10 protein-coding genes and 2 pseudogenes are annotated in these 13,511 nt (G+C 72.5%); 6 read left to right on the top strand and 6 right to left on the bottom strand.

Going from position 1 to position 13,511, the window contains the following annotated elements; translation table 11 throughout:
• Nucleotides 1-193 precede the first annotated feature (193 nt).
• Together KIF24_RS28270 and mqnP are read left to right on the top strand one after the other, a co-directional pair.
• The gene (locus KIF24_RS28270; protein ID WP_221086614.1) at nt 194-1,654 is read left to right on the top strand and encodes a menaquinone biosynthesis decarboxylase; all 1,461 of its coding nucleotides are present in this window, start codon (nt 194-196) and stop codon (nt 1,652-1,654) included.
• Entirely contained in the window at nt 1,654-2,571 is a 918-nt protein-coding gene (mqnP, locus tag KIF24_RS28265) for a menaquinone biosynthesis prenyltransferase MqnP (RefSeq protein WP_221086613.1), read from the top strand. The genes KIF24_RS28270 and mqnP overlap by 1 nt, the downstream gene beginning before the upstream one ends.
• Here mqnP and KIF24_RS28260 read toward each other — a convergent pair whose 3' ends face one another.
• Nucleotides 2,572-3,570 (bottom strand): terpene synthase family protein, encoded by a 999-nt coding sequence (locus tag KIF24_RS28260; protein WP_221086612.1) that lies wholly within the window; start codon nt 3,568-3,570, stop codon nt 2,572-2,574.
• A 151-nt stretch (nt 3,571-3,721) separates the two neighbouring features.
• On the opposite strand from KIF24_RS28260, the gene KIF24_RS28255 reads away from it, so the two are divergent.
• Nucleotides 3,722-4,351 (top strand): UbiX family flavin prenyltransferase, encoded by a 630-nt coding sequence (locus KIF24_RS28255; RefSeq protein ID WP_221086611.1) that lies wholly within the window; start codon nt 3,722-3,724, stop codon nt 4,349-4,351.
• Between the two features lie 29 nt (nt 4,352-4,380).
• On the opposite strand, the gene KIF24_RS28250 is transcribed toward KIF24_RS28255, so the two are convergent.
• Nucleotides 4,381-4,647 (bottom strand): BldC family transcriptional regulator, encoded by a 267-nt coding sequence (locus KIF24_RS28250; RefSeq protein WP_221086610.1) that lies wholly within the window; start codon nt 4,645-4,647, stop codon nt 4,381-4,383.
• A gap of 269 nt (nt 4,648-4,916) precedes the next feature.
• Here KIF24_RS28250 and KIF24_RS28245 point away from each other — a divergent pair, with 269 nt between their 5' ends.
• Complete coding sequence (locus KIF24_RS28245; protein ID WP_221086609.1) at nt 4,917-5,375, top strand: Lrp/AsnC family transcriptional regulator; 459 nt, start codon at nt 4,917-4,919, stop codon at nt 5,373-5,375.
• Between the two features lie 49 nt (nt 5,376-5,424).
• The gene (gene cds1, locus KIF24_RS28240) at nt 5,425-6,516 is read left to right on the top strand and encodes an L-cysteine desulfhydrase Cds1 (protein ID WP_221086608.1); all 1,092 of its coding nucleotides are present in this window, start codon (nt 5,425-5,427) and stop codon (nt 6,514-6,516) included.
• 6 nt (nt 6,517-6,522) lie between these two features.
• Here the strand turns inward: cds1 and KIF24_RS28235 are convergent, their stop codons facing one another.
• The 4 genes and pseudogenes from KIF24_RS28235 to KIF24_RS28220 form a co-directional block, all read right to left on the bottom strand.
• Nucleotides 6,523-7,152 (bottom strand): putative glycolipid-binding domain-containing protein, encoded by a 630-nt coding sequence (locus KIF24_RS28235; RefSeq protein WP_221086607.1) that lies wholly within the window; start codon nt 7,150-7,152, stop codon nt 6,523-6,525.
• Nucleotides 7,153-7,230: 78 nt separating this feature from the next.
• Nucleotides 7,231-8,738: pseudogene (locus tag KIF24_RS28230) on the bottom strand (DEAD/DEAH box helicase).
• Nucleotides 8,739-8,924: 186 nt separating this feature from the next.
• Entirely contained in the window at nt 8,925-9,143 is a 219-nt protein-coding gene (locus KIF24_RS28225; RefSeq protein ID WP_221086606.1) for a hypothetical protein, read from the bottom strand.
• Nucleotides 9,144-10,483: 1,340 nt separating this feature from the next.
• A pseudogene (locus tag KIF24_RS28220) lies at nt 10,484-12,075 on the bottom strand (NlpC/P60 family protein).
• A gap of 257 nt (nt 12,076-12,332) precedes the next feature.
• Between KIF24_RS28220 and mqnE the strand changes: the two are divergent.
• Nucleotides 12,333-13,502, top strand: a complete 1,170-nt coding sequence (mqnE, locus tag KIF24_RS28215; RefSeq protein ID WP_221086605.1) for an aminofutalosine synthase MqnE — start codon at nt 12,333-12,335, stop codon at nt 13,500-13,502.
• Nucleotides 13,503-13,511: the final 9 nt, after the last annotated feature.

The raw sequence follows: 13,511 nt of genomic DNA, 5'->3' as shown, positions 1-13,511 counted from the left end.
CCCAGCCCAGGCGAGGCTCGCCCCGACCGGACCCGAGACCCGACGGCACACCGGCGCCCTGCGCGCCGGGCCGGTCGGGAGTGATGAGCTTGGATCTGGGTGCGACACCCGACGCCCCCGTGAGAGGTGATCCCCGACCGAAAGTCCGCCCGCGCTTGGCAGCCCGGTCGGGCGGTGCGGGAGACTTGCGGGCATGGCGGCTCGTGGCTTCCCGTACACCGATCTCAAGGACTTCCTCGCGGCGCTGGAGCGCGCGGGCGAACTGCGGCGCGTCGGCGTCCCGGTCGACCCGACCCTGGAGATCAGCGAGATCGTCACCCGGACGGTGCGGGCCGACGGGCCGGCGCTGCTGTTCGAGCAACCCACCCGGGGTGAGATGCCGGTGGCGATCAACCTGTTCGGCACCGAGAAGCGCACCGCGATGGCGCTCGGCGTCGAGTCGCTGGACGAGATCGGCAACCGGATCGGCGAGATGCTCAAGCCGGAGTTGCCGGTGGGCTTCTCCGGCATGATGGGCGGCCTCGGCAAGGTCATGCAGCTCAAGTCGATGCCGCCCAAGAAGGTCAAGACCGCCCCCTGCCAGCAGGTGGTCTACCGGGGTGACGACGTCGACCTCAACCGGCTGCCCGGGCTCCAGGTGTGGCCCGGCGACGGGGGGATCTTCCACAACTTCGGGCTGACCCACACCAAGCACCCGGAGACCGGCAAGCGGAACCTGGGCCTCTACCGGCTCCAGCAGCACAGCCACAACACCCTCGGCATGCACTGGCAGATCCACAAGAACTCCACCGCGCACCACGCCGTCGCCGAACAGCTCGGCCAGCGGCTGCCGGTCGCCATCGCCATCGGCTGCGACCCGGTGGTCAGTTACGCGTCGAGTGCGCCGCTGCCGGCCGACATCGACGAGTACCTGTTCGCCGGCTTCCTGCGCGGCGAGCGGGTGGAGATGGTCGACTGCCTGACCGTGCCGTTGCAGGTGCCGGCGCACGCCCAGGTGGTGCTGGAGGGCTACCTGGAGCCGGGTGAGCGGCTGCCGGAGGGGCCGTTCGGCGACCACACCGGCTTCTACACCCCGGTCGAACCGTTCCCGGTGCTGCACGTCGAGGCGATGACCATGCAACGCGACCCGGTCTACCACTCGATCGTCACCTCGAAGCCGCCGCAGGAGGATCACGGTCTGGGCAAGGCCACGGAGCGGATCTTCGCGCCGCTGCTGCGTTTCCTGATTCCGGACATCGTCGACTACGACCTGCCGGCCGCCGGTGTCTTCCACAACTGCGCGATCGTGTCGATCCGCAAGCGCTACCCGAAGCACGCCCAGAAAGTGATGAACGCGATCTGGGGCGCGCACATGATGTCGCTCACCAAGCTGATCGTGATCGTGGACGAGGACTGCGACGTGCACGACTACCGCGAGGTCGCCTTCCGCGCGTTCGGCAACGTCGACTACGCCCGGGACCTGCTGCTCACCGAGGGCCCGGTGGACCATCTGGATCACTCGTCCTACCAGCAGTTCTGGGGTGGCAAGGCCGGCATCGACGCCACCCGCAAGCTTCCCGAGGAGGGTTACCACCGGGGCTGGCCCGAGGAGATGACCATGGCCCCCGAGGTCGTCTCCCTGGTCGACAAGCGCTGGAAGGAGTACGACATCTGATGGCCACCGCCGCCGCTGTGCAGCCGACCGAGCGCCCCGGGCGCGTGAAGTCCTTCCTCAATCTCGTGGCGATCGAGCACTCGGTGTTCGCGCTGCCGTTCGCGTACCTGTCGGCGCTGGCCGCGATGCAGGTGAACGGCGGGCGGGTGCGCTGGCTCGACCTGCTGCTGATCACTGTGGCGATGGTCGGGGCGCGGACGTTCGCGATGGCCGCCAACCGAATCCTGGATCGCCGGATCGACGCGCGGAATCCGCGTACCGCAAATCGGGAGCTGGTGACCGGGGCGGTGAGCCTGCGGACGGCCTGGACCGGCGCGGGCGTCGCCCTGGTGGTCTTCCTCGCCGCCGCCGCCCTGCTCAACCCGCTTTGCCTGGCGCTCGCCCCACTGGCCGTGGTCCCGCTGGTGGTCTACCCGTACGGCAAGCGGTTCACCAACTGGCCGCACGCCATCCTGGCCGCCGCCCAGGCGGTCGGCCCGGTCGGCGCCTGGCTCGCGGTGACCGGCACCTTCGCCGGCTCCTGGCCGGCCTGGCTGCTCGGTGCCGCGGTCGGGCTGTGGATCGGCGGCTTCGACCTGATCTACGCCTGCCAGGACGCCGAGGTGGACCGGAAGATCGGCGTACACAGCGTGCCGGCCCGCTACGGGCTGCGCTTCGCGCTGCACGCCTCCACGGTCGCGCACGTGGTGACCTTCGGGCTGTTCCTGTGGTTCGGCGTGCTTGTCGGCTTCGGCTGGCTCTGGTGGATCGGGGTGGCGCTGACCGCGGTCGCCTTCGGCTATCAGCACCTGGTGGTCACGCCGGGCGACCTGAGCCGGGTCAACCGGGCGTTCTTCACCGCGAACGGCTTCGTCGGCATCGCGCTGTTCGCCTTCGCCCTGCTCGACCTGGTGATCCGGCTCGGCCTGCGGCCCTGATCAGCCGCGGCCCGGCACCGCGTAGCGGGCGCTCTCCAGGGTCCAGTCGATGGTGCCGCGCACGGCCCGGGCCACCCCGTCGAGGTGAGCGGTGACGGCACCGTCCAGCGCCGGGCCGAACGACGGCACCGTGGCAGTCAGGGCGACGAACCGACGCATCGACTCGTGCCAGCGCTCCGCCGCCAGCTCGACGGCGGCGGGCAGCGGCACCCGGCGCTCCGCGGCCAGCACCAGCACCAGGTTGTGCCCGCCGGAGGTGACCTCGTCCCGCTCCAGCGAGGCGATGTCGTTGTACCAGGAGAGCAGGTCGTTGCCGACGTCGCGGATCCGGCCCAGGAATGGATGGTGGTAGACCGGGTCCGGCAGTGGCCGGCCGGTGACGAATTCCACAAGCGGGTACGACACGTAAGCCGCCGACGTGGCCCGGCGCAGCCCGACGTACTCGTCGACGCCGGGGGTGTGGCCGGTGGCCTTGTTGACCGCCTCCTGCCAGGTCCCGTCGAGGTGGTGGGCGACCGCGTCGGCGAAGCGCAACCGCCAGCGGGCGGGCATCCGGCGCCGCGGCTCGCGCCACGCGTGCACCAGCAGCCGGCGCAGCGGGCCGCCCAGCCCCACCTGCCGCTGCCGGGGATTGCCGCGCAACAGGGCCACCGCCCCGTCGCGCAGGCCACGGATCTCGTGCAGCCCGAGCCGGCCGGGCTTGTCGCAGGCGTCGTCGACGAGGAAGAACCAGGTGAACAGGGCGGCGAGCGCGCGCAGGTCGGGCTCGGCGGCGTCCGGGTAGAGCCGTCCCGCGTAGCGGGCGAAGCCGGCCCGGCCGAGCCGTTCGCGACTCGGCGCGTCCAACGGCAACCCGGTCTGTGGCAGCCAGGACACCAGCCAGCCCTGCACCTGGTCGGCGTGGGGCGAGAGCCTGGGCGGGACGGGGCAGGCGGCGCGAAGGGACGGCAGGATGTCCTCGACGCGGGTGGCCGGCGCGGGGATGATCTTGTCGGTCATCCCGGATCCTCCCCAGTCCGCCCCCGCTGGCGCTCTGCCATCGGCAGCATGCCAGGTCGCCGTGGTCACCGCATTCCCGCCGGACATCGGTGGGGTAACGGTTCGACGGGGTGCCCGATCCTCCCCGGCGACGACCAGGCAGGCTGAGGGAATGCGCGAACCATGGGTGGTCGGCGTCTCCGGTGCCTCCGGCACGCCGTACGCGATCGCGGTCGTACGCGGGCTGCTCGACGCGGGAGAACCGGTGGATCTGATCGTCTCCCGGGCCGCCCGGCTGACCGTCCTCGACGAGACCGGGCGGCCGTTCCGCGACGCGCACTGGGCGGAGGACCTGGCGGCCTGGCTCGGGCGGGACCTCGGCGAAGCGGACGTCCGGCACTGGCCCGCCGGTGACCTGGCCGCCGGGCCGAGCAGCGGCTCCTATCCGGTCCGCGGTATGGCGGTGGTGCCGGCCAGCACGGCGGCCTGTGCCGGAATAGCCATCGGGCTCTCGAAGGACCTCCTGCAGCGCGCCGCCGAGGTGAACCTCAAGGAACGCCGCCGGGTGGTCGTCGTGCCCCGCGAGACGCCGGTGACCCGCAGCCACCTGGAACACCTGATCGCGTTGCACGATGCCGGAGCGGTGGTGCTGCCGGCCAGTCCCGGCTTCTACGGTGCCGGAGCCAACGCCTCCGCGGCGCAACTCATCGACTTCGTGGCCGGCAAGGTGCTCGACGCCCTGGGCGTGCCGCACACCCTGTCCCAGCGCTGGGCCGGAAGGTTGAACGCGGACCGAACCTGACAACCGGTCCGCGTCCCGATCCGCACCACTCAGTACATGCCGGCGTTTGCCGGGCCAGGACCGGTCGAGGCCGTCGGGCCCGCGTTGCGCGGTCTACCCATCTCGTCCGCCTCGTCCAGCATGCCCTCCCCTTCAAGCAGGGCCCGCACCTCGGATTCCCGAAACCGGCGATGCCCTCCTGGAGTCCGGATGCTGCCGATCCGGCCCGCCGCCGCCCATCGCGTCACAGTCTTCGGGTCCACCCGAAACAGCGCGGCGACTTCACCCGGTGTCAGCAGGCGATCTCCAGTGTCCACAGCCCCCTCCTCGCATCGACGAAGCCCCCGGCTGAACACACTGCCCCCGGCCGGTGCGAGCCCAGAGCCGTCATGAGGGACGTATGGCAATTACAGCACCAGCGACCTGGCCTGTCCGCCAAACGCGAAAAACGCACTGAGTGGGAAGTTAGTAAATGGTACCGGCGTCGCGCCCTCCGAACCCCGGGTATGCGAACTGTCACCCGCTGCCAGGTCAAACGGATGCCGGAGTCCGGCTGTCACGCCCTGCCGGCTAGGGTCTACAGTCCGTGGACGCCATCGACCTCAACCTCGTGGACCTGCTCCGGAACAATGCCCGCCTGTCGTACGCCGAGCTGGCCCGTCAGGTCGGACTTTCCGCTCCGGCGGTGCACGAACGGGTCGGCAAGCTGGAGTCCGGCGGCGTCATCCGGGCGTACCGCGCAGAGGTCGAGCCGGAGACCATCGGGCTGGGGGTGACCGCCCTGATCGGCATCATGGAGGACTCCGGCGCGGACACCGACGACGTGCTGGAGGCGTTCCGGGTCATGCCCGAGATCGAGTCCTGCTACTTCATGGCGGGAGTCGAGTCGTTCCTGCTCAAGGCCCGGGTGGGCACCATCGCCGAGTTGGAGCAGTTGATCGTGCGGCTGAACCGGACACCCGGGGTCGCCTCCACCCGCACCGGCATCGCGCTCTCGACCAAGTGGGAGAACCGGCCGCAGTCGGTGGCTTCGCCGCCGACCTGATCCCGGTGCGGCGCCCGGCCCGCCGGGCCGGCTTGCTACGTTTCCGGGCGTGACTCATCTCGACCGGTGCGACGAGGCCAGCCGGCGGTGGGTGACCGAGGCGATCGCGGCGGTGGAGGCGGACGCCAACCGGTCCGCCGACACCCACCTGCTGCCCTTCCCGCTGCCCCGGGGGTGGGGGATCGACCTCTACCTCAAGGACGAGTCGGTTCATCCGACCGGGTCACTGAAGCACCGGCTGGCCCGCTCGCTGTTCCTGTACGGGCTCTGCAACGGCTGGATCGGGCCGGACACCACGGTCATCGAGGCGTCGTCGGGCTCCACCGCGGTCTCCGAGGCGTACTTCGCCCGGATGCTGGGGCTGCCCTTCATCGCGGTGATGCCCGCCGCCACCTCGCCCGAGAAGATCGCCCAGATCGAGTTCCAGGGCGGGCGGTGCCATCTGGTCCAGGACCCGGCGAAGGTGGTCATCGAGGCGCGCTGGCTCGCCGAGGACTCCGGCGGGCACTACATGGATCAGTTCACCTACGCGGAGCGGGCCACCGACTGGCGCGGCAACAACAACATCGCCGAGTCGATCTACGCTCAGCTCGCCCTGGAGCGGCACCCCGTACCGGCCTGGGTCGTGGTCGGCGCGGGCACCGGCGGCACCAGCGCCACCATCGGCCGGTACGCCCGCTACCGGCGGCTGCCCACCAAGCTCTGCGTGGTCGACCCGGAGAACTCCGCGTTCTATCCCGCCTGGCAGGCGGCGGACTGGTTGGTGGACACCGGGCGCGGCTCCCGCATCGAGGGGATCGGCCGGCCGACCGTCGAGGCGTCGTTCCTGCCCTCGGTGGTGGACCGGATGATGCAGGTGCCCGACGCCGCCTCCCTGGCCGCCATGCGGGCCGCCTCGGCGGTGCTGGGCCGGCGGGTGGGCGGGTCGACCGGCACCAACCTGTGGGGTGCCTTCGGCCTGATCGCCGAGATGCTGGCCGCCGGGCGGACCGGCTCGGTGGTCACCCTGATCTGCGACGCGGGCGACCGGTACGCCGACACGTACTACGCCGACGAGTGGGTGGCGGGACAGGCCCTCGACCTGGCACCGCACCTGGCCACGGTCGAACGTTTCCTGGCCGACGGCAGCTGGCCGGCCTGATCCCGGTCAGCGGGGCGCCTGGCGCTCCGCCAGGCCGGGATAGCGCCGGACGTAGCCGTCCCGATCCACCTCGACCTCGGCGCTGAAGCCCTCGCTGGCGTACCGGAACCGCTCCGGCCCGAGCCCGGTGTAGACCTGCTCGGTGGGTAACACCGCCAGGCTCGGCACCAGCACCCAGGCCACGTCGATCCGGTGGCTGGTGTCGGCGGGCCTGGTGGTCAGGCCGAGCCGGCGCAGCGGCAGCGTGTTGAACAGCGGCGAGCCGCCAAGATCCACGTCGAGGGCGTCGGCCAGTCGGTCCGGATCCTCGACGCCGGGCAGCCCGGCCGGGGCGTGCCCGCCGGCGGCCAGGACCGCGTCCAGGTCGCCCTGCTCCGCGGCGGTCACCCGCCACCGCTGCGTCGCCCGCTCCAGCCGTACGCTGCGCCGCCAGCCGGCGCCCTCGACCTCGACCTCCAGCCGGACGCTGGACCAGTCGGCGTCGGTGGCCACCTGGTAACGACACGTGTAGGGAATCGGATCGACGGCGACCTGCGTGCCGTGCGCGAGCATGCCCTGGCCGTCGTCGACCAGGGCATGCTCGGCGCCAGCGGTGTCGGTCCGGGTCCACAGCAGCGTTTTCGGCGTGGTCGGCATGAACGGGACGTTACGCCACCCGGCGGGACCGGGCAGCGCATGCGCCGAAGACCGGTCCCGCCGGGCGGGTGACTTCGATCAGTAACTGCGCGCCCGTGGGCGCCCAGCCGCCCCACGCAGTTCCTCCCGTGGCCGGTCGTGCGTGCTCCGGCCCTCCGACCGGCCGCCCCGATCACCGCCGAAGCGGCGCTCGCCGGCGGGGCGGTCCCCGTAGCGGCGGTCGCCGGCGCGGTCACCGAACCGGCGCTCGCTCGCGGGGCGGTCGCCGAACCGCCGTGGACCACCCGGCCGACCGTTGCGACGGCCCTGCTCCGGCTCGTCCCGCACCGGCACCCCGCTCGGCTCCCGTGCCCCGGTCAGCTCGGCCAGGGCGGGGTCACCGGCGCGAACCCGTGCCTGGGCCGGCTCCACACCGGCCTTCTCCAGCATCGCCAGGGTGGTGCGGCGCTGCTTCGGCAGCACCAGGGTGGCCACCGCACCCGCCTCACCGGCCCGGGCGGTGCGCCCCGCACGGTGCAGGTAGTCCTTCGAATCCTTCGGCGGGTCGACGTGCAGCACGAGCGAGACCCCGTCGACGTGGATGCCACGGGCCGCCACGTCGGTCGCGACCAGGACGTTGGTCCGGCCTTCGCGGAACTCGGCGAGGACGCGGGTACGCATCCGCTGGGTCTTGCCGCCGTGCAGCCCACCGGCGCGTACGCCGACGGCCGCGAGTTGCGTGACGAGCCGGTCCACCCCCAGCTGGGTACGGGCGAAGACGATGGTCCGCCCGGACCGTGCCGCGATCGAGGCCGTCACCGGGAACTTGTCCTGCGGCGGGACGAGCAGCAGGTGATGGTCCATGGTGGACACGGCCGCGGTCGCCGGTGCGGTGGAGTGGGTGACCGGATCGGTCATGAACCGCCGCACCAGCGCGTCCACGTCACCGTCCAGCGTGGCCGAGAAGAGCAGCCGCTGCCCGCGCGCCGGTGTCTTCGCCAACAGGTCGGTGACCTCGGGCAGGAAGCCCATGTCGGCCATCTGGTCCGCCTCGTCGAGCACGGTGATCTCGACATCGTCAAGGTGGCAGATGCCCCGGTCGATCAGGTCGGCGAGCCGGCCCGGGGTGGCCACCACGACCTCCACCCCGCGCCGCAGGGCATCGATCTGACGGTCGTAGGGCACTCCGCCGACGGCGGTCTTCAGGAAAACGCCGACGGCCCTGCCCAGCGGCAGCAGTGCGTCGTTGACCTGCATGGCGAGTTCCCGGGTGGGGACCAGGACGAGGGCCCGCGGATGCCGTGGCCGGCCCGCCCGCCGGCGGCGATGCGGGCCAGCAGCGGCAGGCCGAAGGCGAGGGTCTTGCCGGAGCCGGTCTGCCCGCGGCCCAGCACGTCTCGTCCGGCCAGCGCGTCCGGCACGGTGGCGCGCTGGATCTCGAACGGAGTGGTGATCCCCTGCTGGGCGAGGGTGCGGACCAACGGCCGGGGGAGGCCGAGCGATTCGAAGGTGATCGAGGCGTCCGGCGCGGTGGTGCCGGCCGGCTGCGGCTCGGCGGAAAGGTCGACGGAGATCGGGAACATGCCGGGGACAGCGGAGGTGGTCAAGTAATGCCTTTCGAGCGGGGCGCACCTCTGCGATGTCCCGCCGCGGCAGGTTGCCGCCGGATCGTCCGCAAGAACGCCCATGGGCGCGTGGTGACGCGCCGGGTCAGTGATCAGCGACAAGTGTACGGCGGTCGCCGCGAACCCACCCGGGCCGTACGGGGGTAGTGGGCGGACTCACCTCGCCCGTCACTTGAGCAGGCCGTTGATCGCGCCACTCAGCGCGTCGTTGGCGACCAGCACGACCAGCACGCTGATCGCCACCAGCAGGCTCAGCGCGACCGCCAGCACGAGCACGACCCGGACGTTGCTGCTGGACCTCTCGGCGGACGTCTCCGCCCAACCCTGGCCCAGGATGTGCCCGGTCAACGAGCCGGAGTTCTCCTGCTCACCCGCCGGGAAGGCCACGGTCGCCGAGCCGTCCGCGCCGGAGTAGTAGGCGCTCAGGCCCGGCCCTCCGGGACGGTGCGGGTGCCGCTCGCGCCCGTCGGCGGGGGCCTCGCGCCGGCCGGTCGGGTCCGGTCGGCCGGTCCGAGGAGGTCCGGTCCGTTGCCGGCCGGCGATCCACCCGGCGGGGAGCAGGCCCGGACGGGATGACCGCCGGGTGCCACGCCCGGCGAGCCGGGGAGGGCTCGTCCCGGCGCCCGCCCGGATTGGTCGGTGGCGGCCAGACCGGCAGCGCCGGGGCCGGCACGACCGGGACGTCCGGTGCGGCGGTCCGCGCCTCGGTCGGCGTCTCCGTCCCGGATACGACGCCGGCCGCTCCGGCCGGCGCGGCCGGCCACCGGGCTGCCACCGGAGTCGCTGCGGCGGGCGTGGGAGCGCCGGTGGTGGCCGGCGGGGCGGGAACGGTGGTGCGGGCATCGGGCCGGGCGGCGGTGGCGGAGCCGGCACGGGCGGGCCGGGGGCGGCGTCGGCGGCCCCGGCACCGGTGGCGACGGGCGGGGACCCGGTGGCGGCGGGGGCACCGGCCTCGGCGCAGGTGGCGACGGGTGGGGGCCGGGTGGCGGAGCGGGCACCGGCCCCGGCGGGTACGGCCCCGGTGGTGCCGGGACGGGCGGGGTCGGGCCGGGCACCGGCGCGGGTGGGTGGGGCGCGGGCTCCGGCGCGGGCACCGGCGTCGGCTTGGGCTCGGGTACGGGCGGCGTGGGTGGCCCTGCCGGCTCCGGTGCCGGGGCGGGTTCCGGTGGCTTGACGGGCTCCGGGTCGGCCGGTGCGGACCGGTAGACGCCGGACGCCTTGCCGCCGCTGCGAGCGGATTGTGCCTCGTCCATGCTCACCCGGCTCTGGCCCGGCATCCGGACGCTGGCCCGCACCGGTCTCGGTGGCGCCGCCTCCCGCTGCTCAGGAACGCCGGCAGAGCCCGCGGTCCCAGTCGCGGCCGGACCGGTGGCGCCGTTCGTCCCCACCGCTCCGGCGGTGGCCGTCGCCCGGTACGTGGTGCCGCCGCCGGAGCCGGTCGTACCGCCCGGCGGGCGGGCGTCGGCCGCGCTGGTGGGCGGGGCGGGAGTGGATCCAGGGTCGACCGGAACCTCGTGTTCGCTCATCGTCGCCCTCCGCGCCACGCTCGCACCCGGACCCGGACCGACGGACCGGGAGTGCCTGAGTGACACCGTGCCACATTCCGCCCGCGCGGCACACCCGGAGCGGCTACGGCACTCCGGGGTGTTGTGGTCGTCGACGTGGCGGAACCGGGGCCCCGGATCATCCGGGCCAGGTCGAGCCGTCGGAGGTGGGGGCTCCCCCGGTCAGCGTCCGCCCAGGGTGGACGGGCTGGCCGAGCTGCTCGCCTCCGCCGCGGCGCTGCTGGCCTCCGTGGTGGGGCTGGCGCTGCTGGCCTCCGTGGTGGGGTCGGCGCTGCTGGCCTCCGTGGTGGGGTCGGCGCTGCTGGCCTCCGTGGTCGGGCTGGCGCTGCTGGCCTCCGCGCTCGGCGACGAGGTGCCCGTCGGCGTGGGTGACGGCGAGGTGCTGCCCGTCGGCGTCGGCGACGGCGAGGTGCTGCCCGTCGGCGTGGGCTTCGGCGTCTTCGTCGGCTCCGGCGTGGGCTTCGGCGTCTTCGTCGGGGTGGGCTTGGGTGTGGGCTTAGGCGTCTTGGTCGGTTTCGGCGTCGGGGTGGGCGAGGACGTGGGCGCCGGGATCGCACCGACCACCCGGGTCGCCGCGTAGAGCCGGGACCAGCGGACGGTCGCGATCTTCACCACGTCGCCGGTGGTCGGTGCGTGGATCATTTTGCCGCCGCCGAGGTACATCCCCACGTGGTGGATGCTCGTCCAGCTGCTGCCGGAGGCGAAGAAGAGCAGGTCGCCGGGGAGCAGCGCGCTGCGCGGCACGGTGCGCGAGCTGGTCGCGCGGTACTGGTCCCGAGAGACCCGGGGCAGCTTGTAGTGGCCCGCCGACCGGTACGCCGCCCACATCAGACCAGAGCAGTCGAACGAGTTCGGCCCTTCGGCCGCCCAGACGTACGGGTCGCCGAGCTGCTTGCGGGCGTACGCGACGGCGGCCAGCGCGGTCGGATGCGCGGCCAGCCCGCCGGCCGTCTGGTCGACGTAGTCGGCGCCGAGTTGCTGCTCGGTGGCCTCCTGCTGGCGGGCCAGCTCGATCAACTGCGCGGCGTTGTCCTCGCGCAGCTGGAGCAGCTTGGCCTCCTCGGCACGCAGTGCCTGCTGGGTGGCGGTGTACTGCTCCTGGACGCCGCGCAGCCGGGACTGGGCCGCCGTGTACGCCTGCGTGGCCACCTGCTCGTCGGCACGGGTGCGGGCCAACTCGCCGTTCGCCCGGCCGGTGGCGTGCTCGACCTTCTCGCCCCGGTTCGCCCGGCTGAGCAGGTCCAGGTCGTGCAGATCGGTGGCGAAACCACCGGGCGGCAGCGCGGCGGCAGCCTTGATCGCCTCGGCTGCGGCATGGTCGGCGCGCTGCTGCGCCTGCTGGAGCGAGGCCTGGGCGAACTCGAGGTCGCGTTCCGCGGCGAGGAACTGGGCTTCGACCTCGGCGCGCTGCTGTTCCAGTTCGAGCAGCCGGGTGCCCAACTCGGCGACGCGGGCCTCGGCGGCGTCGATCTGCGTCTCGAGGGCACTGGCAGCGGGGTGCCGACCGGCGGGACGCCCAGGCCCGGCGTACCGGCGGGCGCGCCGCCGGGCAACTGGAGCAGGCCGGTGATGGCCGGGCGGGAGCCGGTGTCGGGCACCGTGACGGGTACGCCCGGCTCGGCGTAGGCGGGGGTGGCGAGGACGGCGCTGGCGACGGCACCGAGCAGTGCGGACCAGAGCATCGGCCGCAGCACCGGCGAGACCACCGGACTCCGTCGTCGCTGCTGTCGCCGCCCGTTCGCGCTGTCGACCATTCCGCTCCCCGTCCGGCTTGCTCTGCCGCGCCGGGTCGCGCGGCGGCTCGGGACATTACCAAGATGTGTCGTGTCCCACCCTGTCTTACCTCATCGAGTGCAGTGGTGTCGATGTCTGCGCGGGTAACAGGAGGCTGAGAGCCGCTGTCGTCCACGCCACCCGCGGACCACGGTGTGAGCTGCGCGTGCGGTCGACGTAGGCTCGGGTCGCGACCAGAATCGGGTCGCGGTCGCAGGTGGAAGGGGACGGGCTTTCGATGGACGCCGGACTCAAGCGTGAGCTGGAAGCGAAGGTGTACGCGGGGGAGCGGCTGACCCGTGAGGACGGGGTCGCCCTCTACTCCAGCGACGACCTGACCTGGTTGGGCCGGCTGGCCCACCACAGGCGCACCGAGATGAACGGCGACCGGGTGATGTTCAACGTCAACCGGCATCTGAACCTGACCAACGTGTGCAGCGCGAGCTGCGCGTACTGCTCGTTCCAGCGCAAGCCGGGCGAGAAGGACGCGTACACGATGCGCATCGACGAGGCGGTCCGCAAGGCCAAGGAGATGCAGGACGAGCAGCTCACCGAGCTGCACATCGTCAACGGCCTGCACCCGACGCTGCCCTGGCGCTACTACCCCAAGGTGCTGCGCGAGCTGAAGGCGGCGCTGCCGAACATCAAGCTCAAGGCGTTCACCGCGACCGAGGTGCAGTGGTTCGAGAAGATCAGCGGGCTCGGCGCCGACGAGATCCTGGACGAGCTGATGGACGCCGGCCTGGAGTCGTTGACCGGCGGCGGCGCCGAGATCTTCGACTGGGAAATCCGCCAGCACATCGTCGACCACGCCTGCCACTGGGAGGACTGGTCGCGGATCCACCGGCTGGCGCACGCCAAGGGCATGAAGACCCCGTCGACCATGCTCTACGGCCACATCGAGGAGCCCCGGCACCGGGTCGACCATGTGTTGCGGCTGCGCGAGTTGCAGGACGAGACCGGCGGCTTCCAGGTCTTCATTCCGCTGCGCTACCAGCACGACTTCGTCGACTCGGCGGACGGCAAGATCCGTAACCGGATCCAGGCGCGGACGACGATGGCCTCGCCGGCCGAGTCGCTGAAGACCTTCGCGGTCTCCCGGCTGCTGTTCGACAACGTGCCGCACGTCAAGTGCTTCTGGGTGATGCACGGGCTCTCGGTGGCGCAGCTCTCGCTCAACTTCGGCGTGGACGACCTGGACGGCTCGGTCGTCGAATACAAGATCACCCACGACGCCGACTCGTACGGCACGCCGAACACCATGCACCGCGACGACCTGCTGCACCTGATCTGGGACGCCGGATTCCGCCCCGTCGAGCGGAACACCCGCTACGAGGTGGTCCGCGAGTACGATGCCGCGCCGACGCTGGCCGACCGGCGCGCCGAGCCGCAGCAGGTCTGGGCCTGACCCGCGCGT

Origin of the sequence: Micromonospora tarapacensis (assembly GCF_019697375.1) — a bacterium.
Classification (GTDB): domain Bacteria; phylum Actinomycetota; class Actinomycetes; order Mycobacteriales; family Micromonosporaceae; genus Micromonospora; species Micromonospora tarapacensis.
Note: the sequence above shows the minus strand (reverse complement) of the source record. Positions and strands in the feature narration are given on the sequence as shown.